The sequence below is a fragment of the Clostridium sp. UBA1652 genome (genome assembly GCF_002320975.1).
GTDB classification, from domain to species: domain Bacteria; phylum Bacillota; class Clostridia; order Clostridiales; family Clostridiaceae; genus Clostridium_T; species Clostridium_T intestinale.
In genome coordinates this window covers 1-24,955 of sequence record NZ_DCLI01000034.1, presented here as the reverse complement: position 1 = coordinate 24,955, position 24,955 = coordinate 1, and the positions used below count along the sequence as shown (strand labels likewise).

General features: G+C 29.5%; 25 protein-coding genes. 4 read left to right on the top strand and 21 right to left on the bottom strand.

Annotation, left to right across the window (positions count from 1 at the left end):
- The 9 genes from B3N22_RS05180 to B3N22_RS05140 all read right to left on the bottom strand — a co-directional run.
- Positions 1 to 182 (bottom strand): hypothetical protein (locus B3N22_RS05180; protein WP_286905282.1); only part of this gene is annotated, 182 nt, incomplete at its 3' end.
- A gap of 20 nt (positions 183 to 202) precedes the next feature.
- Positions 203 to 1,561 (bottom strand): PTS galactitol transporter subunit IIC, encoded by a 1,359-nt coding sequence (locus B3N22_RS05175; RefSeq protein ID WP_073017314.1) that lies wholly within the window; start codon positions 1,559 to 1,561, stop codon positions 203 to 205.
- A gap of 25 nt (positions 1,562 to 1,586) precedes the next feature.
- Entirely contained in the window at positions 1,587 to 1,868 is a 282-nt protein-coding gene (locus tag B3N22_RS05170; protein WP_073017316.1) for a PTS sugar transporter subunit IIB, read from the bottom strand.
- An 83-nt stretch (positions 1,869 to 1,951) separates the two neighbouring features.
- Positions 1,952 to 2,407 (bottom strand): PTS sugar transporter subunit IIA, encoded by a 456-nt coding sequence (locus tag B3N22_RS05165; protein ID WP_238906951.1) that lies wholly within the window; start codon positions 2,405 to 2,407, stop codon positions 1,952 to 1,954.
- Positions 2,408 to 2,426: 19 nt separating this feature from the next.
- On the bottom strand, positions 2,427 to 4,499 hold the full coding sequence (locus B3N22_RS05160) for a BglG family transcription antiterminator (RefSeq protein ID WP_286905281.1): 2,073 nt from the start codon (positions 4,497 to 4,499) through the stop codon (positions 2,427 to 2,429).
- 292 nt (positions 4,500 to 4,791) lie between these two features.
- Positions 4,792 to 5,748, bottom strand: a complete 957-nt coding sequence (locus B3N22_RS05155) for an ArsR/SmtB family transcription factor (protein WP_286905280.1) — start codon at positions 5,746 to 5,748, stop codon at positions 4,792 to 4,794.
- 7 nt (positions 5,749 to 5,755) lie between these two features.
- Positions 5,756 to 6,565 carry an ABC transporter permease gene (locus B3N22_RS05150; RefSeq protein ID WP_286905279.1) on the bottom strand — a complete coding sequence of 270 codons (810 nt, stop codon included), beginning with the start codon at positions 6,563 to 6,565 and terminating at the stop codon, positions 5,756 to 5,758.
- A gap of 3 nt (positions 6,566 to 6,568) precedes the next feature.
- Positions 6,569 to 7,543, bottom strand: coding sequence for an ABC transporter ATP-binding protein (locus B3N22_RS05145; protein ID WP_286905278.1), 975 nt, complete (start codon positions 7,541 to 7,543; stop codon positions 6,569 to 6,571).
- Positions 7,544 to 7,552: 9 nt separating this feature from the next.
- The gene (locus tag B3N22_RS05140; RefSeq protein ID WP_286905277.1) at positions 7,553 to 8,365 is read right to left on the bottom strand and encodes an ABC transporter permease; all 813 of its coding nucleotides are present in this window, start codon (positions 8,363 to 8,365) and stop codon (positions 7,553 to 7,555) included.
- 184 nt (positions 8,366 to 8,549) lie between these two features.
- On the opposite strand from B3N22_RS05140, the gene B3N22_RS05135 reads away from it, so the two are divergent.
- A complete protein-coding gene (locus B3N22_RS05135) occupies positions 8,550 to 9,158 on the top strand; it encodes a class I SAM-dependent methyltransferase (protein WP_286905276.1) in 609 nt (202 codons plus the stop codon).
- A gap of 59 nt (positions 9,159 to 9,217) precedes the next feature.
- Here the strand turns inward: B3N22_RS05135 and B3N22_RS05130 are convergent, their stop codons facing one another.
- The 4 genes from B3N22_RS05130 to B3N22_RS05115 form a co-directional block, all read right to left on the bottom strand.
- Positions 9,218 to 10,780, bottom strand: coding sequence for an AAA-like domain-containing protein (locus B3N22_RS05130; RefSeq protein ID WP_286905283.1), 1,563 nt, complete (start codon positions 10,778 to 10,780; stop codon positions 9,218 to 9,220).
- 113 nt (positions 10,781 to 10,893) lie between these two features.
- Positions 10,894 to 12,987 carry a glutamine synthetase III family protein gene (locus tag B3N22_RS05125; protein ID WP_286905275.1) on the bottom strand — a complete coding sequence of 698 codons (2,094 nt, stop codon included), beginning with the start codon at positions 12,985 to 12,987 and terminating at the stop codon, positions 10,894 to 10,896.
- A 310-nt stretch (positions 12,988 to 13,297) separates the two neighbouring features.
- Complete coding sequence (locus B3N22_RS05120) at positions 13,298 to 14,173, bottom strand: methionyl aminopeptidase (RefSeq protein ID WP_286905274.1); 876 nt, start codon at positions 14,171 to 14,173, stop codon at positions 13,298 to 13,300.
- 49 nt (positions 14,174 to 14,222) lie between these two features.
- A complete protein-coding gene (locus B3N22_RS05115) occupies positions 14,223 to 14,585 on the bottom strand; it encodes a helix-turn-helix transcriptional regulator (protein ID WP_286905273.1) in 363 nt (120 codons plus the stop codon).
- A 145-nt stretch (positions 14,586 to 14,730) separates the two neighbouring features.
- Between B3N22_RS05115 and B3N22_RS05110 the strand changes: the two genes are divergently transcribed.
- A complete protein-coding gene (locus B3N22_RS05110) occupies positions 14,731 to 15,309 on the top strand; it encodes a metalloprotease family protein (protein WP_286905272.1) in 579 nt (192 codons plus the stop codon).
- Positions 15,310 to 15,341: 32 nt separating this feature from the next.
- On the opposite strand, the gene B3N22_RS05105 is transcribed toward B3N22_RS05110, so the two are convergent.
- Entirely contained in the window at positions 15,342 to 16,733 is a 1,392-nt protein-coding gene (locus B3N22_RS05105; RefSeq protein ID WP_286905271.1) for a hypothetical protein, read from the bottom strand.
- A gap of 208 nt (positions 16,734 to 16,941) precedes the next feature.
- On the opposite strand from B3N22_RS05105, the gene B3N22_RS05100 reads away from it, so the two are divergent.
- Positions 16,942 to 18,624, top strand: a complete 1,683-nt coding sequence (locus B3N22_RS05100) for a MutS-related protein (protein ID WP_286905270.1) — start codon at positions 16,942 to 16,944, stop codon at positions 18,622 to 18,624.
- 20 nt (positions 18,625 to 18,644) lie between these two features.
- On the opposite strand, the gene B3N22_RS05095 is transcribed toward B3N22_RS05100, so the two are convergent.
- Entirely contained in the window at positions 18,645 to 19,142 is a 498-nt protein-coding gene (locus tag B3N22_RS05095; RefSeq protein ID WP_286905269.1) for a GNAT family N-acetyltransferase, read from the bottom strand.
- A gap of 14 nt (positions 19,143 to 19,156) precedes the next feature.
- The gene (locus B3N22_RS05090) at positions 19,157 to 19,927 is read right to left on the bottom strand and encodes a DUF2087 domain-containing protein (protein ID WP_286905268.1); all 771 of its coding nucleotides are present in this window, start codon (positions 19,925 to 19,927) and stop codon (positions 19,157 to 19,159) included.
- Between the two features lie 319 nt (positions 19,928 to 20,246).
- Here B3N22_RS05090 and B3N22_RS05085 point away from each other — a divergent pair, with 319 nt between their 5' ends.
- Positions 20,247 to 21,908, top strand: coding sequence for a glutamine--tRNA ligase/YqeY domain fusion protein (locus B3N22_RS05085; RefSeq protein WP_286905267.1), 1,662 nt, complete (start codon positions 20,247 to 20,249; stop codon positions 21,906 to 21,908).
- 349 nt (positions 21,909 to 22,257) lie between these two features.
- Here the strand turns inward: B3N22_RS05085 and B3N22_RS05080 are convergent, their stop codons facing one another.
- From B3N22_RS05080 to B3N22_RS05060, 5 genes are all read right to left on the bottom strand, one after another.
- Positions 22,258 to 22,599, bottom strand: coding sequence for a hypothetical protein (locus B3N22_RS05080; RefSeq protein ID WP_286905266.1), 342 nt, complete (start codon positions 22,597 to 22,599; stop codon positions 22,258 to 22,260).
- Positions 22,596 to 23,219, bottom strand: coding sequence for a hypothetical protein (locus tag B3N22_RS05075; RefSeq protein ID WP_286905265.1), 624 nt, complete (start codon positions 23,217 to 23,219; stop codon positions 22,596 to 22,598). The genes B3N22_RS05080 and B3N22_RS05075 overlap by 4 nt, the downstream gene beginning before the upstream one ends.
- Positions 23,220 to 23,504: 285 nt before the next feature.
- Positions 23,505 to 23,690, bottom strand: a complete 186-nt coding sequence (locus tag B3N22_RS05070; RefSeq protein ID WP_286905264.1) for a hypothetical protein — start codon at positions 23,688 to 23,690, stop codon at positions 23,505 to 23,507.
- 25 nt (positions 23,691 to 23,715) lie between these two features.
- Positions 23,716 to 24,234 carry a signal peptidase I gene (gene lepB, locus B3N22_RS05065; RefSeq protein ID WP_286905263.1) on the bottom strand — a complete coding sequence of 173 codons (519 nt, stop codon included), beginning with the start codon at positions 24,232 to 24,234 and terminating at the stop codon, positions 23,716 to 23,718.
- 213 nt (positions 24,235 to 24,447) lie between these two features.
- Positions 24,448 to 24,955 (bottom strand): Rpn family recombination-promoting nuclease/putative transposase (locus tag B3N22_RS05060; RefSeq protein ID WP_286905262.1); only part of this gene is annotated, 508 nt, incomplete at its 5' end.

The window sequence follows — 24,955 nt, the reverse complement described above, 5'->3', positions numbered from 1 at the left end:
AACTTTATTAGAATATATATAGTATACATACATAAAAAACATACAAATACCCATAAATAATTCATTGTTGACCCTACACTCAATTTATAGATGCCAAATAATAGTGCAATTGCCGCTAAAATACCTGCATATATAACTCTAACTAAAAATGTTTTTCTATCAAATACATATTCTCTTCTCATGCTTCCTCCTATATAATTTATTAAGCTTGTTTTAGTTCTCTTGCTTCTTTAAGTATTCTGTTTCTATTTATTAGAGCTAATCCTAATGCTATAACTGCAACTATTCCCATACCGATCCAGCCAAAATCATTTAATCTTACAATTGCCCATGTTAATGGATTTGCTCCATCACAGATACTTGATATTTGAGCTGCCCCTGATGGTAATGTGTAGTTTGCATTAACAGCTGCTGTAGTTATTAATGGAGACAAATTAGTTGAAATTAATAGCCCAGCTGCAAGTACAACTATTCCATTAACTAAAGCTCTAAATCCATTACCATTAACTACTGGAGTTATAAGAACAAACATCCATGGTATAACTGCTAAGTCTGCAAATGGTAAAACTTTATTACCAGGTAAAATAACTGCCATAAATACTGTTAGAGGTACAAGTATAAGAGATACTGAAAGTGTTAGAGGATGTCCTACTCCTACTGCTGAATCAAGACCTATATACATTTTTCCTCTATTAGAAAATTTCTTACTTATAAATTCAGAGGCAGCATCTGATATTGGTAGTAATCCTTCCATAAGTAAAGATGCCATTTTAGGTATAAGAACTAGTACTGCTCCCATTGAAATACCAAGTCTTAATACATCGCCATATCCATACCCTGCAACAGCTCCGATTACAAGACCTAAAGCTGTTCCTATTATAATAGGTTCTCCAAATACTCCAAATCTTTGTTGTACTTTTTCCATATTAATATCTATTTTTCTTACCCCTGGAATCATATCAATTATCTTATTTATTACTATTGCTATTGGAGCATATGCTCCTGTAAATCCATGAGGAAGAGATACCCCAGGTAATCCTAATGTTTTTTCAACTCCTGGTGCTGTATAATCTCCAATTACCATTATAATTACCATATTTAAAATTGCGGCAATTAGTCCCATAGTTTGACTACCAGTTACTATTGCAACTAAAGCTCCTGTAAATGCGAAGTGCCAGTAATCCCAGATATCTACATCTACTGTTTGAGTTGTATTAGTTATTATCATAACAATATTTACAAGTAAACATACTGGAATTATAACCATACCTACAGTTGATGCAAATGCAATTGCAGCTGCTGCTGGCCAACCAACATCAATAACCGATAAAGATAATCCAAAACGTGTTATCATCTGTTCTACTGCTGGTCCCAAGTTAGTTCCTAAGGCACCTATTACTAAATTTAACCCTATAAATCCTACCCCAACTGTTAACCCTGCTCTTAAGGCTTTTCCTTTTTCTGTCCCTAAAACTAATCCAAAAACAAAGATAATAATTGGCATCATTACGGTAGCGCCTAAACCTTGTATAGCACTAAAAAAACCTAATATTTGTGACATAATACACACCTCTCCTAATCTTTAATTATTTCATAAGATCTAAAATTTCTTTAGTTGTCTTGTCAACACCTACTCCTGTCAAAAAGCATATACCATTTATAAAAGGACATTTAACACCTTCTGGTTTCATTGTTGTTGATATAACAAAATCAAAACTTCCTGATTTAGCTGCAACCTCTGCTATTTTGCATTGCTCAACTTTGTATTGACCTTTGTATCCGTTTGCATCAAGTATTTTTTCAACCTTTACTCTTGCAGCAGTAGAAGTACAAACCCCTGCTCCACATGCTAATAATATTCTTTTCATTTTTCAACACTTTCCTTTCGTATATATATTTTTATAATTTTTTTTAATAAACTAATATAACATCATCTCCTTAAAAATTAGTTCTAATCTATATTAGCTTTTTTCATTATGCTCTTAAACTCATCAATATTTGTGCAAGCTATAACTTTTTTAAGCATCTCTTGATCTTGAAATAAATCAACAAGTTTTTGAAGGATATCTATCTGTTGCTCTGACTTTAAAAGTCCAAGCATAAAGATTGCACTAACTTTTATCTCGTTTTTTTCATCAACCATATCTTTAAAGATTACTGGTTCCTTTAATGACATAAACCCAATCTGAGGCCTTATTATATGAATGCTATCCGTATGTGGGATAGCTATACCTATATCATTAATACTAAGTCCAGTAGGATAAACTTTTTCCCTATCTATAACTGCTTGAAAGAAAGTATCCTTTACTAATTCCTTTTCCAAAAATTCATCTGCTAACCTTTTTATCCCTTCTTCTTTGTTTTTTACTGATTCATTAAAAAATGTAATCTCCTTATCAAAATACATCTTCATATACCTCCGCTTCCTATTGTATTCTTCTTTCAAATAATTCAATTATTTGTGCCATATCAATACTACTTTTTGCATTGTTTATCGCTTCTTTAAATTCTGAAATCTGTAATAAATTTATTAAATTAAATAAAGCATTTAGATGTTTTTCTTTATCTACAGCATTTATTATACATACATATTTTATTGGGTCATAAATTCCTGCGTTAAAAACCACTGGATTTTTTAATCTAATTAGATTAAATCCAAGCTTTAGTCCCCCATCATCAATTTCTGAGTGTGGAATAGCAAATCCTTCTGAAATAACATAATATGGACCATTTTGTTCTGTATTTCTTATGATAGATTCAACATAGCTTTCCGTTATATATCCTTTATTTAATAGATTGGTTGAAGCTTTCTTTACAGCATCCTTCCAATTATCTGCTTCTACATCTAATTCAATAAATTCCTCTGTTAATAAATCTGAAAGACCTAAAACCACTCTATTTTTTCTTTCAAAATAACTATTTAAACTTTCTCTAATTACCTCCAGTATTTCATCATTTTTTATTATAGGCTCTATCTTTTTCATGATATCTGTACAATCATTTTTGCATAATTTTGTGGAATTAATAGAACCACAGTTATCTATCATCTCTCTCATTCTCAAAAAATCACTATCAGTTAATTGAGGAGATATCCTGATATAAGGAACAGAAACACTATCTAAATCTACTGTTGAAATAACAAAGTCTATATCATTTCTTAATGAATCTTTTAGTCTATGTTTTGGCAGTACATTTATTATATTTAGATTAAATCTTTCTAAAAGCTTAGATTTTAAAAGCTGACTTGTCCCAATTCCGCTGTTGCAGATTAGTATTACATTACACACAGTCTTTTGAGTTTTCATTTTTTCAATTGAGGCACAAATATATATGACTATATATGCAATTTCCTCCTCGCAGATAGACCTTTTTGCATACTGCTCTAGTATATCTATGTTTTCTATAACTACCTCTTTTATAGGTGCATACTTCTCTATAATAAAATTTATTTCGTAGTTTTCGTTAAAGCTTGTAAAGCCGTCTATAAATATTCTTTCTAGATGGTTTGATAAACTTTGAAATAGCTCATAGTCTTTATATAAAGGAAGATCTAAGGCTTTTGATAAATTCATAATAAATAATCTAGTTATGGTTTGTATTTTTACTATTTCTTTGCTTCCATCTATGGAATCACTTTTCTTAAGGTATCCAAATCCTTTTGAGAAACTTTCTAAATATCTTAGTTCATTTTTATTTAACTCAAGGTCAAAATGCTGGCAAACAAGTATATATAGCCTTTCTATTAATTTATTGTTGGTTTCTTGTTTTTCTAACTTATGGCTATCTAAATACTTACCTAACCTCATTCTAAAAATTGCTACACATAGGTAATTCCAAAGCATATTAAAGGAATACTCTGTTAACTGCATTTCTGAATATTTTTCTGCTTCTGATATAAGGTTTTGTAGTATTATGTTTGTATCTTTATCTATTGCACGTATATCGCCAATCTTCATGTTTTTTGCCTGCTCTTGATGAGAAAACAACTCGTATAAATCACCATATCTAAATAATATATTTACAAATAAGTCTCTTATATTTTCTTCAGAGCCATTAATACAAATCCCTGTATTGGTTTGAGAGTTTACTGAAAGATTATACTTATTTAAAAACTTATTTAGATATTTTAAATCTCCAATAACAGTTGACCTAGATACGTACATGAAATCTGCAATATTTAGTAGAGTTACATGTTCATGGGTAAATATAAGTAATAAAGACTCAACTACCAAACGTTCATCTTTTGATAGTTTATAATCATAAAAGCTAAGTGTAGAAAGTGTTTGATATATAGATTTACTTATTTTGTCTACGTAGAACTTGTTATCCATCATCTTTAAATAAGCAATTCCTTTTCCTTCTAAAAACTCATTAACTTCCTGAATATCTGCCTGTATAGTTTTTACGCTGATATTTAAAATCTGCGATAATACTTTTATATCTAATTCATTTGGTCTTTCGTATATTATCTTAATAATTTCGCAAGTTCTTTTATACAAGATTAACACCAACCTTTATATTTACTTTAGTTGTATATTCAAATAGCAAAATCATAAAACGTTTCCAGTAGTAAAATATATTTCTCTATTGTTTTTCAAAAGTATACTTTATCTCAAAAGTAAGTCTACCTTATAGTGTTACTTTATCACCTTTTCTTTCAAAACAAAAGTTTAAAACCATTCCAAAGTCAAGAACTAAATTGTACCAATTAATTAGACATATCCAATTTGGTGATAAAAAAAATAACCCCCAGCTACATTAAAAATATAGCTAGGGGTTAAAATCATAATTCTAATAAATATACTCGTAAATCCTATAACTTATAAAATCAATAGTATCATTATTGACTGAATAAATCATATAATTACCTTTTCTCTCTTTTGTTACAAGCTGTCCTTCTTGAAGAAGTTTTAATGCCTTAGATACTGCTGCTTCTGATATATCTAATAGACTGCTTAACTCTTGTGTGCTTTTACCTTTTTTACTTATTGCTTTTAATATCTTTAATCTTGTAGAATCCCCTAAAGCCTTTAATGTTCTTTCTAAATCCTTAGGACTTTCTTTTTCAGAGTTTTCTGTTTCAACTAAACATGTTAAATTAAGAAAATCATCTATTATTCCTATAAGAAGATGAGGCCCAACAAATGTTGATACATTAATTGAAACCCTCTTAAGATCTTTTTTGTAAACCTCATATTGCTTATTTTTATAAAAAACAATCTTATCTTCATGAACCTTTATTCTTTCATGAATCTCTTGAATTAAATTGAAAATCCCTTTTTCTTTTGCAAACCTCACCTTTTGTTTCAAGATTCTAGTTATAAAAGGCTCTATATATTTTAATTCACCTTCAAATATATAAGTATAGAAGTCTTTTAATAACCTTAAAAGTTCTTGGTACTGATTTTTAGTGATTTTCTTATCATATACTTTAAATATCTTGTTTATCTCATGTATTGATATCTTTGATAGTACATCTATGGAACTTAATATATTTAAATCTGAACATTCTTCAAAATAATGACATACATCCATGATTATACAATACTCATCAGTGATATCAGCATAAATCTTTATGTCTTGTTTCATATCTGGGTTCATCTGTTTATTAACTTTTTCTGCCCACTTCTTTCTATGAATATGATGTTCAGGGTTTGATAGTACATGAAGAGCACAGAACATCTCAAAAAGTCGCGAATACACAAATTCACATAGTACATCTTGTTCATAAATAACATCTATTTTCATATTACCTCTAAAAATAAGTAAAATTACCTGTTTTTCTGCTGTGATGTTCAACTACTTTTATTATCTTCAAACATGAAAGGTATAAGATACTTATTATCCCAATTCCTATAACTAAGAAGCTTTTTATTTCTGGTATAGAGCTTCCTATTAAAATAACATTTCTTACCCCTTCAATAGCATAAGTTAAAGGAAATATAAGGCTTATCCCTTTTGCCCATATAGGGAAAACTGCTGTTGGTACCTTAACTCCTGAAAATATCTCCATAGGCTCCTCAAGTACTGTAAATAGAAAGCCAGAATCCCTTGAAAATAAAAACAAAGAATTTAAAAACATTCCCCACATTACTGCCATCAATAAAGTAATTATAAAAACAATCATCAAACTTAAGTAGTTAACATTTAAAACCTCTCTTTTGAATATCAAAACTCCTAGGGTGAAAATCACCATAAAAACTATGCTTTCAAAAAGAGAAGATAAGGCATTTCCTAGTATTACCCCCTGCCTACTGGCTGGTGAAAGGTAGATTAGCTCTAATGTCCCACTTATTCTTTCAAAAGAAAAGTTCCAAGCAGTCTGAACTAAGCTTCTAAACAGGCTCATGGTCATATATCCCAATACTATAAATACTAACACATTATCTTCATTAAGATAACTGATATTACTATTATTTATTTTAAATGGTTTAAAACTGTAATAGGAGGTTATGAAATTTAAAATAGGCCATATAAACAAGGAAATATATATAAATTTACTATGAAAATAGTTTAAGTGTTGTTTCTTCATTTCTGCCATAACTACTTTTATAAAATTTCTCATAATTTAAGCTCCTTTCTCTGAAAGCTTAATTATAGTATCTTCAAGTCTTGGTACAAGCTCAAAAAATTCCTTTATGATAGCTCCTTTATCTGAACATATTTGTGATATGTTTAAACTTAAATTCTTAGAACTTATAATATGATAGGAGTTATCCTCTTCATAAATCTCAACTGTATTATCATGTCCTAAAAGACTAATTAACATATATCTTTGAAGGGCCTCTATTCTGTTATGAAGAGTCAATCTATATTCAACTTTTTTAAACACTTGTTTTGATAGTTCTTTTGATGTACCTTGTCTTATTATCATCCCTTTATCTAAAACATAAATATAATCAGCAAGTTCCTCAACCTCCTCCATGTAGTGAGAGGTTAATAATATACCTTTACCTTTTTCCTTAGCTAAAGACTTAACATGAGTTCTTAATTCCTTTGATACCACTGCGTCAAGTCCTAAAGTAGGTTCATCCATAAATATATAACTTGGATCATTTATTAGTCCTCGTGCTATCTGAAGTCTTTGTTTCATACCTTTTGAAAACTCTTCAACCTTCTTATCCTTATTTTCATAAAGGCCTACCAACTTAAGTAGTTCCTCAATTCTCTTTTCTAATATAACATTAGGAATTCCATAAAGCTGTCCATAATACCATAGATTTTCATAAGCTGTAAGTCTCCAATATATCATTCTCTCTCCACCAGCTATCATATTGATTTTATATTTTATTGCTCTTGGATTTTTTACAGCATCTATATTATCAAGAAAATACTCTCCTGAAGTCGGTGAAAGTAAAGTAGTTAACATCTTTATAGTTGTTGTTTTTCCTGCACCATTTATGCCTAAGAGGCCAACTATTTCTCCTTCTTTTATTTTTATAGAAACATCTTTTACCGCTTCTAACTTAACCTTCTCATTTTTAAATATCCCCTTACTTGTTTTAGTTTCATAAACCTTTTTTAAGTTGTTTGCTTCTATCATATCCATCACCTATCCTTGAATTTTTTCTAATGCTATATACTCTATTTTTCTAAGACTTAAAAATCCTACAATCATATAAACAGTACCAAGTAAAAAAACATAAATCATGGTACTACTTAGTTCTGATACCCCTTTCCCAAGTAAAGCTGATCCTCTTATTAAGTTTGAGGTTTCAGTTACTGGTATTAGTTCTCCTATCCATCTTAAAACCCTTGGTAAATATTCATTAGGAAATGTTATTCCACATAGAAGTAACATAGCAACAAATAAAGTGTTTTGTGAAATATAAGTATCTCTTGTATATAACATTATTGAAGCAAGTACCATGGATAATCCAAAGAAACCATATAAGGCAAGAAGGGCACTTACTACAAATGATATTAGGTTTATATTAGATAAATTTAGACCAAAGGGAATGGCGATAATCAAGGAAACTATTACTTCAAAAGTAGTTGTAACTGTCTGCTGAAGCATATTGCCTATAAAATACTCTCCCCTCTTAAAAGGAGTAATCATAAGACTTTCTAATGTACCTTCCCTTAATTCTGTAATAAGACTTCTACTGACATTTAAACATGTCCTAACAACATATAAATAAGTTAAAGATCCTAAAATAACATAGCTCATGTAATCACCTGTTCCAGTAAACTTAAAGAATTCATCCCCCACAACTCCATTAAAAAGCATTTTATAAATAAGTAAAGCTCCTATTACAGTATAGAAACCAGTTAAAACATTTCCTATAAAAAAATCTTTAGGGTATGCTCTTATCATTACTATAAAATTTCTTTTAAACGTTGCCTTAAGTACTTTTCCTGTCATTTATTCAACCCCCTATTTTTAATTAACTATTTAGTTAATTAAATCGTTAATTCTTTAATGTGGATGCATTTTAAAGGGTTTCTTTGACTTTGTCAACAAATAATTTCCAATATATCTCTTTTTATCCTTGATGGATTTTACTGGAAGTTGTATTATATAGTTAAGTAATTGGGAGGTTATTAATATGAATGCAGAAATAATTAAAGAGAAATCCTTGAGGAATTTTGATTCAGAAGCAGAAGTTTATGAAAAAAGTTCTGATGGAAAGTTTTGCTCTAGAATTTATCCCTACATACTGGACGAGCTTAACAAAAAAAATAATGAATCAATCTTAGATGTGGGCTGTGGAAATGGAGTAATGTTATCAAAGATGAATGAAAATAACAAACTTCATGGAGTTGACCTTTCAAAAGCTATGATTGATGTTGCTAAAAAGAGGCTTAAAGACAAAGCTGAACTAATTGTAGGTGATTCAGAATTTTTACTTTGGGAAGATAATTATTTCGACACTATCTTATGTACTTTCTCCTTTCACCATTATCCACGTCCTAAAAAAGTTTTAGATGAAATGTATAGGGTTTTAAAAAAAGGTGGCCGTATTATATTGGCTGATCCTTGGCTTCCTACTCCACTTAGACAGATTACAAACTTCTTTTTAAGATTTTCTGATAAAGGAGACTTTCATGAGTATTCTCAAAGGGAAATTACGGATCTATTAGAAGCTTCTAATTTTAAACTACAAAGGTTTACTCATCCTACTAATGATACGTTTTTACTGGTTGCTGAGAAGTAAATTATAAATATCATTAAAAAAAATCAATTGCTTAAACTTAGTGTTAAGCAATTGATTTTTTAAACATAAACTTCAAAAATATCTTTATCATTATATCTAACTATATTTTCTTTATATTCCTTATTTTTATTAAAATTAAAAATAAGGAGATATCCTTCACTTAATCCATGTATGTCTAAATAATCATAAAGTTGTTTTAATCCTTCTTCATGATATTTAGTACCTCTCCAAATTTTCATTTCAACTATATATTTAAAGCTATTATAGGTAATTACTAAATCCAATCTCTTTTCTTCTGAAATTTGAACTTCTTTAAAATCAAATCCAGTTCCATTAATTATAGGTTTTATAAACGCTAGAAATAAAAGCCTTCCATGATGCTCTATAAATTCCTTGTCCTTGGCAGAATACTGTTCTTTCATAAATTGCTGGAATCTTTGTAGTATCTTCACTATGTTAAGACTTCCATCCTCTGCTACAAAACTTGATCTTACATTATATAGGCTCATTTTGTTAGTTGTTGTTCTAACTTTCGATATCATATAATTATATATAATTTCTTCAAATATTATATTACCTATTTCTACTCCATTTTCTCCTTTTTTAAATATTCCATAGGTTACCCCTAAGGATATAGTAGGATCTAGCGGATTAAATATTATTTGTTCGCCATCAACTAAAATTCTATTTACTAACTCGTATAGCTCATTATTATTCTCTAAGTTCTTCACTATGCTTTCAAATAATGTATTTACCTCTTCATTAATTATTTTAATTCCTTGCCTTACATGTTCTATGCTCCAAGAAATATTACTATTAACAATTACCTTTTCATCGATAATTTGGCATATTCTACTTACTAAATACGGGTATCCTCCTGTAAAGAAATATATCTCCTTACTTAAAGCCTCTATATCCATAACAACTTTATTTATATCTGCATATTCTTTTAACATACTTGATATTTCTTCCGTAGAAAAACTCATATCTATATCAAAATCTACGGCTATGTTCCAAGGTGAATTGTATTTAGCTTCTTCCTCTTGTCTTAATTTTAGCTTTAAACTTTTAACATCATACATTCCAACTAAAATAACTGATTTAAATGTATAGTCTTCCTCAACTTCTCTTGCTAAATATTTATTTCTGAGCATTCCTATAAAACTTAGAAATAATTGATTATTGGAACTCTTATCAACTTCATCTATAAACAGAACTACTTCTTTTTTGCTATCTCTTACAAATTGAGTTATAGTTCTTGATAAATCCTTTATATTGTTTAAATCTATTGATAAATCCCTAAGTCTCTGCGCCTCATCTACATCGGTTAATTCAATATTCTCACTTAAGAGTTCAAGAAAAGTTTTACTAAACTCTTGCTCACTTTTAAAAACCTTATCGCCGATTCCCTCAAAACTAATGCTTACAACCATATATTCATCATTAAGCATTTTCTTTAATCTATTTAAAGTTGTAGTTTTCCCATACTGTCTAGGCCTATTTATAGTAAAGTAAAATTCACTTTCCACAAGTCTTTTGATTTGAATAAGTTTGTTGCTTATATCAACCATATAATGTTTCTTAGGTACACATACACCTGTGCTATTAAACCTTTTCTTAATCAACTATAAATCACCTCAACTTTTCTAAATAATAAGTTAATTATACCATAAGTTTAGTTTTTACCATACAAAAAGGAGCACTTCATAAGCGAAGTGCTCCTTTTATAAATTTATTAAACGTTGAATAACATGTCTGAGTAAGTTGGTAATGGCCAGAACTCTTTGTCAACTATAGTTTCAAGAGTATCTGCAACTTCTCTTAAAGTATTCATTTGCTCAAATACTTCATATCTGTAGATCATACCTAAATCATAGATATCACCATCAAAGTTGTCTGCTTTTGCAACTACTTCTTCAAGAAGTGCAATATTTTTGTTTAATGAAGCTGTTAAGCTTGAAACTTCTTTTAATAACTCAGTTTGAACTGAAACATCAGCGCCTATACCAACAGCAGTTATTGTGTTGATTGAAGATGCAAGGCTTGTTGCATACTTAATTACTGAAGGTAATATTTGACGTTTAGCTATTTCAAGTGTAGTTAAAGCTTCTATATTTATAGTTTTGTTATAACCTTCTAAAGTTATTTCATAACGAGATTCTGATTCTACTTTAGTTAAAACTCCATGTTTTTCTAATACAGCTTGGTTCTTTTCAGAAAGTAAAGCTTTAGTAGATTCTACAGTAGATTTAATGTTTGGAAGTCCTCTTTTTGCAGCTTCTTCAACCCATTCATCAGAATATCCATTTCCATTGAATACAACTTTCTTATGAGTTTTAACAAGTTCAGTTAAAAGAACTTTAACTTCTTCTTCTACATCTGTAGATTTTTCAAGTCTATCAGCAACTTCTGATAAAGCTTCAGCAACTATTGTATTTAATACAAAGTTAGGTCCTGAAATTGAAGCTGAAGATGGAGTCATTCTGAACTCAAATTTATTTCCTGTAAATGCAAATGGAGAAGTTCTATTTCTATCAGTTGCATCTTTTGGAAGTGGTGGTAATGTAGTTACCCCTATAGTTAAATCACTAGCTAATTTTGAGCTTGTAGCTGGTCCATTTTCAATTTGATCTAATATATCAGTTAATTGGTCTCCTAAGAATATAGAGATTATAGCTGGTGGAGCTTCGTTAGCACCTAATCTATGATCATTTCCAGCGTTAGCAGCTGATAATCTTAATAAATCTGAATATTCATCAACAGCTTTTATTACAGATGTTAAGAATAAAAGGAATTGTAGGTTTTCGTGTGGAGAATTACCTGGTTCAAGTAAGTTAACTCCATCATCAGTTCCCATTGACCAGTTGTTGTGTTTACCTGATCCATTTACTCCTGCAAATGGTTTTTCATGTAATAGACAAACTAATCCATGTTTTCCTGCAACTTTTTTCATTAATTCCATTGTAAGTTGGTTGTGGTCTGTTGATATATTTGTAGTACTAAATATAGGAGCTAATTCATGTTGAGCAGGCGCAACTTCGTTATGCTTAGTTTTAGCTAAAATTCCAAGCTTCCAAAGTTCTTCATCTAACTCTTTCATGTAATCAGATATTCTTTGTTTTAATGATCCAAAATAATGATCTTCAAGTTCTTGTCCTTTTGAAGGTTTTGCTCCAAATAAAGTTCTTCCAGTTAATATAAGGTCTTTACGAGCATCATACATTGCTTTATCTATTAAGAAATATTCTTGTTCTGGTCCTACTGTAGTAGTAACTTTTGTAGTTGTAGTATTTCCTAAAGCTTTTAAAACACGTAGAGCTTGTTTATTTAAAGCTTCCATTGAACGTAATAATGGAGTTTTCTTATCTAATGCTTCTCCATGGTAAGAACAGAATGCAGTTGGTATACATAAAGAATCATCTTTAATAAATGCTGGTGAAGTACAATCCCATGCAGTATATCCTCTTGCTTCAAAAGTAGCTCTTAATCCACCTGATGGGAATGAAGATGCATCTGGTTCTCCTTTTATTAATTCTTTACCTGAAAATTCTAATATAATCTTTCCATCAGAGGTTGGACTTATAAAAGCATCGTGTTTTTCAGCAGTAATTCCAGTCATTGGTTGGAACCAGTGAGTGAAGTGAGTAGCCCCCTTCTCAACAGCCCAATCTCTCATTGCAGCTGCAACAACATCTGCTACATCTGGTGCAAGAGCGGTTCCCATTTCTATTGTCTTTTTTAAAGCTTTATAAGTTGCTTTTGGAAGACGTTCCTTCATTACACAATCATTAAATACATTTGATGCAAAAATTTCAGTTACTTTACTCATTTAAAAAAATCCCCTTTCGTATTGCACATTACTTGATTTGTTCCTTAAAAGTTTACTTACAAGGATAAAACTTTTCTCTTTAAATACATTTTTTACATTATTTACATATTCACAAAAATAAAAAGCCAAAGAAAAACAATAATTTTCTTTAGCTCCATTGCTAAAATTATATAATTCATATTTTATTCATATACTTATTATTACACTCATCAATAAAACTGCCATAGTTTTATACATATGATGAATTTATTATACTACTATAACAAAGATTGTTCAATATTGAAATTAAATTTTTTTATATATTTCAGCGTTAATATGCTAAAATTTCATATCCATCCTCAGTTACAAGTACCATCACTTCACATTGAGCAGATAAACTTCCATCTTCAGTATAGAAGGTCCATCCATTTTCCTCATCCATAAATACCTTATCACTGCCTTCATTAACCATAGGTTCTATAGTAAAAATCATGCCTTGAACTAAAAGCATTTCTGTTTTTGCTTTAGAAACATGACTAACCCAAGGATCTTCATGGAACTCTAGTCCAACTCCATGTCCTCCTATTTCTTTTACTACAGTATATCCATTTTTAAGAGCATGTTCATGCACAGCCTCTCCCATGTCTCCAAGAAAGTTCCATGGTTTTACTTGCTCTAGTCCTTTATTTACGCACTCTCTAACCACTCGAACTAATTTTTCAGCTTCTTCATTTACATCTCCAATACAAAACATTCTTGAGGAATCTGAAAAATATCCGTTATATATAGTAGAAGCATCTACATTAATAATATCTCCATTTTTAAGTAGTACATCTTTTGATGGTATTCCATGGCACACTTGATTGTTGATAGAGGTACATACACTTTTAGGGAAACCTTCATATCCAAGTTGAGCTGGTATTCCTCCAAGCTCCTTTGTCTTATCATATATAAGCTGGTTAATTTCCTCAGTACTTACCCCTTCTTTTATAAAATCTGCTACCGCATCTAACACAGCTATATTGATCTTTCCACTTTCACGTATTCCATCTATCTGTTTTTGATTTTTTATTATTTCTCTATCTGGTACTATGTGCCCTTCATTTCTGTAAGCTTCAATCTTATCATCAAAGGCCTCATGGCACTTTTTATACTTTTTTTCACTTCCACACCAACATAAATCATTTCTTCCTAATTTGTTATTCATGGTACATCCTCCAAAATTATCTTTTAGCTATATATTAAAAATCTGTATTTTAAGATTTAAAAAAATCTGGTTTCATATATAAATTAAGTGGGATAGATTGCTTTCTATATTTTGATGGAGTTACTCCAAAGGTATCTACAAAAGCTCTTGTGAAAGCTTCTTGAGATGAGTATCCATATTTTATAGCTATATCTAATAGTTTAGTTTTCTCCCCTCTTACTTCAGTAGCAGCAAGACTTAATCTACGTTTTGAGATATATTGTTTAAAAGTAATCCCTATATTTTCATGAAACTTACTTGAACAATAAAAAGAAGAATATCCAACATGATTAGATAAATCTATTAAGCTTGGATTATCCATAATATTATCTTCAACCCAATCAATCATAGTTTCTATGGTTTTTGTAGACATGCAATCCACCGCCTTTAACCTTTATTATATCATTTTATATTCTTAAATACTTGATGTTAGTTGCAATAATCAAGTATATTGAAGTGCTTAGTGTAATTTACAATTTATGTTATAATTAAATTATATCGTTTAAGGAGGATTTTATATGATATTAAAATGGAAAGGTTTATTGAGTGAAACAAACAGGTTTCCTGAAAAAGATGTACCTAAAGATTCAGTAGAGTTTTTGAATCCAAGTTCAAAACTAGCACCATATACTCCTGTAATCCCTATACTTATATTAATAATTGTTTCTATTTATTTAAAAAGGTTTCTTATTGGTCAATTTCATTTAGACATTAAAGGTATGATAATAGGATTACTATTAACAATTCCCTTCTTTATAATTCATGAATTTATACATGCTGCATTTCTCCCAAGAGATTGCACTGCTGAAATTTTTTATTCCCCTGCAGGAATAAGTATAATACCATGTACTCCAATCTTAAAATCACGTTATGCAGTAATTCTTATAGCTCCAGCACTAATAATTGGACTAATTCCTTTACTTATTTGGACTTTTGTTCCTATTACAAATATCACATTGAGTTCCTTAGTTTTTATTCTTAGTATTGGAAATTTAGGAGGAACTACAAATGATTTTTATAACTTGAGTCAAGTAATAAAAAAAATGCCCAAGAATTCTTTTATGATAACTTCTGGGACAAGATGTTACTACTATTAAAAAAGAAGGTGTTTTCCACCTTCTTTTTTAACTTATATAATCAGCATGGCCACTACTGTAGTTGCTATTAATCCTATTACTACAGGTTTTAGGTTTTTCTTTGCAAGTTCAAAAGCATCAACTTTGCATATAGCAGCTACAGGTATTAAAGCCCAAGGGACTATAGTTCCTCCACCTACCCATATTCCTGCTATTTGGCCTAAAGCTGTTAAAGTTGCTACTCCACCACCTAAAGCTGTAGAGAATATCTTAGAAATTGATCCAACTAAGGATATACCCGAAAAACCTGATCCATCTAAGCCGGTTATTGCACCTACAACTGTAACCGTACCAGATGAAATAACAGAATTTATCGGAACAGTATTTGCAAGAGCTGCGCCTAAATCATTAACTATTCCATTAGAACTTTCAGGTAGTATATGCCCAAATATTTCTGTGATTGCTGCATCTCCAAGATAAAAGAAAGCTGCTATTGGTATTACAACCCCAAATATCTTAAACCCAAATTGAAGTCCCTTAACAAGATTATCAGTGATTTTCTCTAGAGACTCTTTCTTATAGCTTAAGATTGAAACTATGCTTAATATAAATACAGCAGTTCCACCAATTAAAGCTGTAGCATCTCCTCCTTGCAATTTATAGATATACATTATAACTATATCTATCCCAAAAAGTACTACTATTCCTAAAGCTAAAATTCTTCTAACTGTTTTTGATTCAATAAGCATATTAGGTTTTTCCTCTTCACTATCTAATGCATATTCATCAGATAAATTACCTGCTTTTAAATCCTTTCTTAGAAAATAGAAGGCTGCTACAGTAGTTACTACACCCATTGTTATTGTAAGGGGAATACTTGAATGCAAAACATCAGCTACTGGTATACCCGCTGCATCTGCGGTAAGTTTAGGTGCTGCTTGAATAATGTAGTCACTAGATAAGGCTATACCATGTCCAAACAAATTCATAGCAATAGCTACCCCCATAGCAGGAAGCCCCGCCTTCTTAGCTATAGGTAAAAATAAAGCTCCTATAAGGGCTACTGCTGGAGAAGGCCAGAAAAACCAAGATAGGATCATCATAAAAATTCCGATTACCCAATAAGCAACCCAATAGTTTTTGATAACCTTCCTAAAAGGTGATACCATTTCATCATTTATTCCAGAATCCATTAAAGTCCCGCTCATAGCTGTTATTATAGATATTATAAAAATCGTGGGCATAAGTTCTTTTGTTGCATAAACAAAACTATTAAATATGCCCATTACAGATTGATACAAAGAACTAGTTCCAATTATACCAAGTATAAAAATACCCAGTATGCATATTAAAGATATATCTTTTTTCTTAACCATAGCTAGTATTATTATAATAATAAAAGCTAAATAAATATAATGAATTGGGGTTAATGTTAAGTTAATCATCTCTTCCTCCCATAATCGTTACTATATTGTTAGATTATGTAGGAAACATATCCTTAGTTACCTGTGCTTAAGTGGTTACTATTAAATATTTTTTATTAACAAATTTATATCTCCTTCTATTAACACAAAGGTAAAATATGCAATTAAAGTTAAGTTATGATAAAATATTAAATAAAACTATTATTAAAATCCATAGGGGGATAGAAGCATGAAACTGACTATACTTATAGTAGTATTAATTGTAATAATATTATATGCAGTTTATAGTAATCATAAAAGAAAAGTTGAGATGATAGACAAGATAAATAGTGAGTTTGGAGAAAAACCTAATAAATTTCATGAAAACTTCGATATGAGTTTTGTTAAGGCATATTATAAGTCTCGTAAAGAAAATGAAAAATCTTGTGATTCAATTGATGAATTAACATGGAACGATCTAGATATGGATAGTGTTTTTAAAAGAACAAATTACACAAGTACAACCTTAGGGGAATCCTATCTCTACTATAAATATAGAGAAGTTTCTTACGATAGAGATTACTGGAATACCACAGAAGAACTTATTAAGGCCTTTAACCAAAATAAAGACTTAAGAAATTCTATTAAATTTAATCTTATGAGTGTAGGTAAATTAAATGATACTAAACTGATTCACTTCATTTATAACCCAACCTTCAGTACTATATCAGGTTATTATAAATATCCTGTACTTGCAATAGGACTTATATTATCAATCTTAACTTCCTTTATAGTTCCAAGCATAGGTGTATTATTAACAGTGTTTTTTGTATGCGCTAATATCTTGTTTTATCAAAGTGCTAAACTTTATTTAGAAGAAAACTTTGATGTCATGATTTATTTATTAAATAACATTAAACTATGTCAGAAATTATCTAAAGTAAAGGATAAAGATTTTGATGGATTTAGAGAAAAGTTAGAAACTTCCTTAAAAAATTTTAAAAAACTTAAAAATATAAAAAGATATAGCTCTACATTAGATAATTCAAAGAATATAATATTTTCTGATTCTGATATTTTTCTTCAATATATTAAGATGCTTTTCATGGTTGATATCATTGCCTATCAAAATATATCTAAAATATTAGAAGGAAATAAAGAATACCTTTATTTAATTTATGATTTAGTTGCGCAATTAGATTTTGCTTTAAGTATTGTATATTACAGAAAAAGCGTTGATGAATATGTGAATCCAGAATTTGCAGAAGATAACACCATGGAATTAGAAGATATTTATCACCCACTTCTTGATGACCCTATTAAGAATTCAATACATATAGATAAAAACATCATCTTTACAGGGTCTAATGCATCAGGGAAGTCTACCTTTATTAAAGCTGTTGCACTAAACTCTATCATGGCACAAAGCTTAAATACAGCACTCTGTTCTAAGTATAAATGCAGATTTTCCAAAGTTGTGACATCAATGGCAATAAGAGATAACATTCTTGAAGGAGATAGTTATTTTATAGCAGAAATCAAAAGCCTAAAAAGATTGTTAGACTCCTTAAATGGTGATATACCTATCTTAGCATTTATTGATGAAATACTTAAAGGAACTAACACTATTGAGAGGATATCAGCTTCTGCATCTATATTAAAATATGCTAAAACAACCGATGCACGAATTTTGGTTGCGACTCATGATATTGAACTAACTCATATGATTGAAAGTGGATATGATAACTATCATTTTAGAGAAACAGTTACTGATGATGATATCATATTTGATTACAAACTAAGAAGAGGCCCATCAACAACAAGAAATGCAATCAAGTTATTAAAAACCATGAACTTTAAACCTGATGTTGTAGATGATGCCAACTCTATTTATGATGATTTTGTTAAAAATCAAAAGTGGTCAGCAGTTTAAAACTGTTGACCATTTTTTAGCTAATTCAGACCTTTCTTCATAGAAATCCCATCCAAACTAATCTCTCCCCATGCCAGTTTTACACTTTCTTCTTTAACAAATCCATTATTAATCCAAAAATCAACTACTGATTTATCATAGTTTGTTACTACATCTATTTTTATGAATTTACTTTTTTGAGATATCACATATTCTTCAAAAGCTTCAAAAATTAGATTTCCTAAACCTTTGCCTTTTAATGAATCACGTATCATAAGTAGTGATAAATAGGTTTCTTCCCCTAACTTAAAATCCATGATACCTACTATTTTTTGTGATGGGCCTTCTATTATCTTACATGAATAAAATCCAGCCTCTTTCATGTCTTTGATATCATTTATCAACCATTCATGGTTCACTTTATAAGTATCTAGATGTACCATCAAAAAGTTCTTATTAGAATTATAAACATCAACAATTTCATCTAAATCTTTATATTCAACTAAATCTACATAAAAACCATCAACATCAAATAACATATAAATTCTCCACTCTACTCCTTAACCCAGTAAGAACTACAATCCTTGGACCTTTCTATAAATCCATACTCAACCATTGCTCTTCTTAAGGTTGCGTTATCTTCATATATTCTTTTTAATACTCTGTTTATTTCTTTTTCAGTGTATTTCTTCCCTTTAGTGAAATTCTTAGTTATTTCAGAAAGTACGATTATCTTCTTTTTCTCTCTTGCTGGATAAGTCTTGATAGCTCCATTTTCATCAAAATAAGCTTTGATAACACTTTCTCTTTCCTTATCTGTAATGTTATATCTATCATCTACAGTAGTTGCTGTTCTATGAGCATCATGTAAAGTTTCTTTATCTAATTTATTTACCTTCTTGTTAGTGGTTTCTGTTATAAGTTCCATGATGGCTAAAAACAATCTTGCTTGTTTTTCTTTTTCTCTTAATTTATAACGATGATTTCTTATGGTTGACTGAGCAACTCCTAGTTTAGCTGATATTTCTTTATCTGTAAGCCCAGAAGCTATTAATGTTAGTAGTTCTCTTTGAACCTCTGATACACCTGTAAAGGTACTATTCATTTTAAGCAAATAATCTAAGCTTGAACCATGAGCACTTTCTAGATGAAGTTCAGCTGATTTTTTACCATCATAAAGAGCTCCATCTATTTCATATATTCTTCCCTTTATGAATTTTTCATTGCATATAATGCAGTTATACCCTTCTTCATCTTCTATAAATCCTTTTTTAACTTCATCAATACTTGCATCCCAAAGTAATTCTATATTTTCTTCTTTCATATCATCTTAACCTTCTCTCATTGTAATCTTATTTATATTTTATGTTTTATTTTTAGTTTTGTCTATATATTTATAAACTTTTATTTATTCTGTCTATTATTTTTCTTTTGTAAAAGAATAAATCTCTTCGTTTTTCTAAAGAATATACATATCACAGTGGAGAAATTAAGGTGTTTTCTATGCAAATTTAAATATTTTCTAGCACTTTAGCTTTATTTTTCCTTTATATTAGATTAAAATTATTAGAGTATTGGAAATAAAACTTAGTTAAGAAACCAGTTTTCTTAATTTAAATATACTTATAGGAGATGTTAAACTTATGGCAAATGAAATTAATCCGTCTAACTTTATAAGAAATATAGTTATTGAGGATCTGGAAAATGGTAAACATAAAGAAATAATCACTCGTTTCCCACCAGAACCTAATGGCTACCTACATATAGGTCATGCTAAATCTATACTTTTAAACTTTGGTTTAGCAAAAGAATTCAGAGGAAAAACTCACTTAAGATTTGATGATACTAATCCTGTAAAAGAAGATACTGAATATGTTGAATCAATTAAAGAAGATGTTAAATGGCTAGGTGGAAACTGGGATGAACTTTTCTTTGCATCTAACTATTTTGATGAAATGTATGCTAGAGCTGTTTTATTAATAAAGAAAGGTTTAGCTTATGTTTGTGATTTAACTCCAGAACAAGCTAAAGAATATAGAGGAACATTAACAAAACCAGGTGTTGATAGTCCATATAGAACTAGATCTATTGAAGAAAACTTAGATTTATTTGAAAAAATGAAAAAAGGTGAATTCAAAGATGGAGAAAAAGTTTTAAGAGCTAAAATAGATATGACATCTCCTAATATAAACATGAGAGATCCAATAATCTATAGAATATCTCACTCAACTCACCATAACACAGGTGATAAGTGGTGTTTATACCCAATGTATGACTTTGCTCATCCACTTGAAGATGCTATAGAAGGAATAACTCATTCTATATGTACTTTAGAATTTGAAGATCATAGACCTCTTTATGACTGGGTTGTAAGAGAATGTGAAATGGACTGTACTCCAAGACAAATAGAATTTGCAAGATTAAACATCACAAACACAGTTATGAGTAAAAGAAAACTTAAACAATTAGTGGATGAAAAAGTAGTTGATGGATGGGATGACCCTAGAATGCCTACTATTTCAGGTTTAAGAAGAAGAGGATGTACACCAGAAGCTTTAAAAAACTTCTGCACAGCTATTGGGGTTTCTAAAGCTAATTCCATCGTTGATTCTCAAATGTTAGATTACTTCATAAGAGAAGATTTAATGCTTAAAGCTCCATTAACTATGGGAGTTATAAATCCATTAAAACTAGTAATAACAAACTATCCAGAAAATGAATCAGAAATGATTGAACTTGAAAATAACGCTAAAGATGAAACTCAAGGTAAGAGATTAGTTCCTTTCTCAAGAGAACTATATATAGAAAAAGAAGATTTCATGGAAGTACCTCCAAAGAAATACTTCAGACTTTTCCCTGGGAATGAAGTTAGATTAAAAGGTGCTTACTTTGTAAAATGTACTGACATCATAAAAGATGAAAATGGTGAAGTTGTAGAAGTTCATTGTACCTATGACCCAGAAACTAAGAGTGGTTCTGGTTTCACTGGAAGAAAAGTTAAAGGAACTGTTCACTGGGTAGATGCTAAAACTTGCGTCCCTGCTGAATTTAGATTATATGAACCATTAATCTTAGATGATGCGCCTGAAAATGAAGGAAAACATTTCCTAGAACAAATAAACCCTAACTCAATGGAAATTTTACAAGGTTTCATAGAACCAACAGCATTTAAAACTGCTAAACCACAAGATAAATTCCAAATGGTTAGAAACGGATTTTTTAATGTAGACTTAAGATACTCAACTGATGAGAAGTTAGTATTTAATAGAATAGTATCTTTAAAATCATCATTTAAATTAAGCTAATAATAAAATAAATATGTTTATATAAAGAAAAAGTGGATTTAATAAGAATCCATTTTTTTGCATAAACTTTTAATATGAAACGTAATATTAAAAGTTTATATTATAATAATCACCAATTAGTATTACCAATAGAAACATCATTTATGATACCTAAAAATGATTAGTTCAGATTACTAATCAAATATTGGAGGAATTAGATTATTCAAAACTATATCAAGCATACTATACCTATGGTAGAAATCCAATAAACTCGCCGAAAACATTATTTAATGCTACAAAAAAGATGTTAGAAAAATGATTTAAAAAAAATCATTTTGCAACACCCTCTTTTATATATAACGCATAAATTTTATAATACATCTTCTTTTTTACTTTTTGATAATGCGTGCTTTATTTTATCTTTAAGCAGTATAATATCAAATATCAATACGATAATTATCTTTAAAATAGAGTGAATATTAGGTAAAAATATTGTTGCTAAAAACATCAAAGAAACAATCGCTAGAATTATGATATCTTTTTTATTACCTTTTAATAATAAATTTTTTATGTCATCTTTAAAGATTATCGTATTAAATATTACTAGGCCAGCTCCTCTTAAAATATATCTATCGCTTGGCAAATATATTGCCATAGCAAAAATTACAGAAGCAAATACCTTAATTATAAAATCTTTTTGTCTTTTAATCACCACATTCCTCCAGAAATTACGGTATAACCCGAACCTAGATAAGTGTCTGATCTTGTAACGGAAGCTCCTATTCTTGTCTGAAAATATGCAAATGAACCGTCAGAATATGTCACTTCTCTATATCTTTTACTTCTGTCTGCTCTAATCCATTGTCCAGGTTTTACTTCAAGAGCAGTACCAATCATACCTGTAATTGATGATGCAGCTTGAACAGCAATAATTTCAGAACTAAGAAATGGAATAATAGCACTGGCCATGAAAACTCCAAGTTTTATAGTTTCTGAAGGAGACATACTATAATAGCTATCTGCTCCTCCAAACCATACTCCATATACAAGACCACCAGACATAGCTGCCTTCTCGTTTATTTTTGCCACTTCATTATTATATATTTCAATCATGTTTTCTTCATTAACTTTGACATTAATATCTGGTATATCTTTCAAACTTTCTTTCACTACTTCTAATTCTTTTAACTTTTGTTCATAAACAGCATTATTTCCATAATTATCTTTACCTATTTCTGTTGCACTTGCTACTAATCCAGGACTAACAAGGGTTCCTATCATAATAGAAACTCCTGTTAATATTGTTATTATTTTATTCATCTTTCTCTTCATAAAATTTCCCCTCCCACAACTTTTTTAATTTATTTACTTACTTAATTAACTTATTGAACCTCCTTCCTGAAACTATAACCATATCGGTTAACTTAATGTTAACATTTTTATGATATTTTGTCTATATTTTCATATGAAATAAATGGTAAAAATGGCTATTTTGAATATTCCTTAACTATTCCATCTAAATCTTTGTATATACATAATTTTTATTAATTAAAATCATTTATATACAAAAAAGCAGATTCTTATTGAATCTACTTTTTGCATAAATGGTCACTTTTTTCATTCATTGTCTTTTTTACTAAGTTTTGATAATAAATTCTTAATATTATCTTTAAATAATACGATATTAAATATTAACAATCCAGCTATTTTTAAGATATACCTATCATTAGGTAAAAATCCTGTAACTATAAGAATTACAGAGGTAATTACCTGAATTACAAAATCCCTTGAATTTTTAATCAATCTACTCCCTCCCAAATAGTATTTTTTATTTTAATTTACCAATATCTTTAAATGGATAAACCTTAACTAACGCTTTTCCAAATATGTCTTCTTTATTAATATATGGTTCTTGCCATAATCTTGAATCTTTTGAATCACTTCTGTTGTCACCTAAAAAGAAATATTCATCTTCTGGTACTTTAAAAGTTCCTTCATAATTCAAACTATTATTTTTAACATAATCCTCTTCTATTACTTCTCCATTAACAATTACTGTCCCTTCAGCTATAGAAATACTATCTCCAGGTAATCCCATTACTCTTTTTATTAAATTTTCATTAAGTTCCTTTGAATTAAATACTAATATATCTCCTCTTTTTATCTTGTCATAGTTGTATATCTTTGTTACAAAAAGCTGATCATTTTTGTTTATTGTTGGAATCATAGACCCACTTGGAACTTTAACTTTAAATATAAGAAACTTGTTTATTAATAATGTTAATACTATTGCTGCTCCTATAGGCAGTATCCATTCTTTTATAACCTTAATAATTGTATTATTCATATCTTGCTCTCCGTTTGTGTAATTATATCCATTATACCATGTAATTTCCAAATTGATAATTTAAGTTTCATAGATCATATTTGTTCCATGATTAACACATGCTAATAATTTGATGGGCCTCCTGATGTACCTTTTATTTTCTTATAACTAAAAGAAGTCTGATATCTAAAATTAATTTAGATATCAGACTTCCATATATTACTTAAAATTTCTTTAATTTTTCAAACTTTTTACTATATCAATTGATAATCCAGTTTTATTAGCTATTGTTTCATCATCTAATAATCCTATTAGATTTCTTGCAATATCTATTTTCCCTTTTTCTATTCCTTCTCTTATTCCTTCTTCTCTTGCACTTTTCTCTCTTGTTAACTGATCCATAATTTCAGCTTGCCTTGCCTCATATGCCATCCTAGCTTCTTTGCTTTTACTTACTCTTTGTAATATTTCATAAGCAGTTTTTATATTTTCATTTCTTTCAGCTAACATTTCCATTCCCTCCTTTGATTTTGCATCAATAAATTCAAGCCAATCTAAGCTTGGGTCATCTACATCCTTCAGACTATCTAATCTTTCAAGCTTTGGAAGTTCTAAGAAGTGAATTTCTAATACATCAGTTAATTTATACAAAGTATCATCTTCAACTATATGAAATCTTGTATGTATTTTATTAAGAGGTATTCTCTCAAAGTCCACAATATTTATAGTTATGCACTTCTTT

What these genes read in the sequence shown, in the direction of transcription:
- B3N22_RS05175 (WP_073017314.1), bottom strand. Translation starts at nt 1,561, where the DNA reads ATGTCACAAATATTAGGTTTTTTTAGTGCTATACAAGGTTTAGGCGCT.
- B3N22_RS05170 (WP_073017316.1), bottom strand. Translation starts at nt 1,868, where the DNA reads ATGAAAAGAATATTATTAGCATGTGGAGCAGGGGTTTGTACTTCTACT.
- B3N22_RS05165 (WP_238906951.1), bottom strand. Translation starts at nt 2,407, where the DNA reads ATGTATTTTGATAAGGAGATTACATTTTTTAATGAATCAGTAAAAAAC.
- B3N22_RS05155 (WP_286905280.1), bottom strand. Translation starts at nt 5,748, where the DNA reads ATGAAAATAGATGTTATTTATGAACAAGATGTACTATGTGAATTTGTG.
- B3N22_RS05150 (WP_286905279.1), bottom strand. Translation starts at nt 6,565, where the DNA reads ATGAGAAATTTTATAAAAGTAGTTATGGCAGAAATGAAGAAACAACAC.
- B3N22_RS05145 (WP_286905278.1), bottom strand. Translation starts at nt 7,543, where the DNA reads ATGATAGAAGCAAACAACTTAAAAAAGGTTTATGAAACTAAAACAAGT.
- B3N22_RS05140 (WP_286905277.1), bottom strand. Translation starts at nt 8,365, where the DNA reads ATGACAGGAAAAGTACTTAAGGCAACGTTTAAAAGAAATTTTATAGTA.
- B3N22_RS05135 (WP_286905276.1), top strand. Translation starts at nt 8,550, where the DNA reads ATGAATGCAGAAATAATTAAAGAGAAATCCTTGAGGAATTTTGATTCA.
- B3N22_RS05125 (WP_286905275.1), bottom strand. Translation starts at nt 12,987, where the DNA reads ATGAGTAAAGTAACTGAAATTTTTGCATCAAATGTATTTAATGATTGT.
- B3N22_RS05120 (WP_286905274.1), bottom strand. Translation starts at nt 14,173, where the DNA reads ATGAATAACAAATTAGGAAGAAATGATTTATGTTGGTGTGGAAGTGAA.
- B3N22_RS05115 (WP_286905273.1), bottom strand. Translation starts at nt 14,585, where the DNA reads ATGTCTACAAAAACCATAGAAACTATGATTGATTGGGTTGAAGATAAT.
- B3N22_RS05110 (WP_286905272.1), top strand. Translation starts at nt 14,731, where the DNA reads ATGATATTAAAATGGAAAGGTTTATTGAGTGAAACAAACAGGTTTCCT.
- B3N22_RS05105 (WP_286905271.1), bottom strand. Translation starts at nt 16,733, where the DNA reads ATGATTAACTTAACATTAACCCCAATTCATTATATTTATTTAGCTTTT.
- B3N22_RS05100 (WP_286905270.1), top strand. Translation starts at nt 16,942, where the DNA reads ATGAAACTGACTATACTTATAGTAGTATTAATTGTAATAATATTATAT.
- B3N22_RS05095 (WP_286905269.1), bottom strand. Translation starts at nt 19,142, where the DNA reads ATGTTATTTGATGTTGATGGTTTTTATGTAGATTTAGTTGAATATAAA.
- B3N22_RS05090 (WP_286905268.1), bottom strand. Translation starts at nt 19,927, where the DNA reads ATGAAAGAAGAAAATATAGAATTACTTTGGGATGCAAGTATTGATGAA.
- B3N22_RS05085 (WP_286905267.1), top strand. Translation starts at nt 20,247, where the DNA reads ATGGCAAATGAAATTAATCCGTCTAACTTTATAAGAAATATAGTTATT.
- B3N22_RS05075 (WP_286905265.1), bottom strand. Translation starts at nt 23,219, where the DNA reads ATGAAGAGAAAGATGAATAAAATAATAACAATATTAACAGGAGTTTCT.
- lepB (WP_286905263.1), bottom strand. Translation starts at nt 24,234, where the DNA reads ATGAATAATACAATTATTAAGGTTATAAAAGAATGGATACTGCCTATA.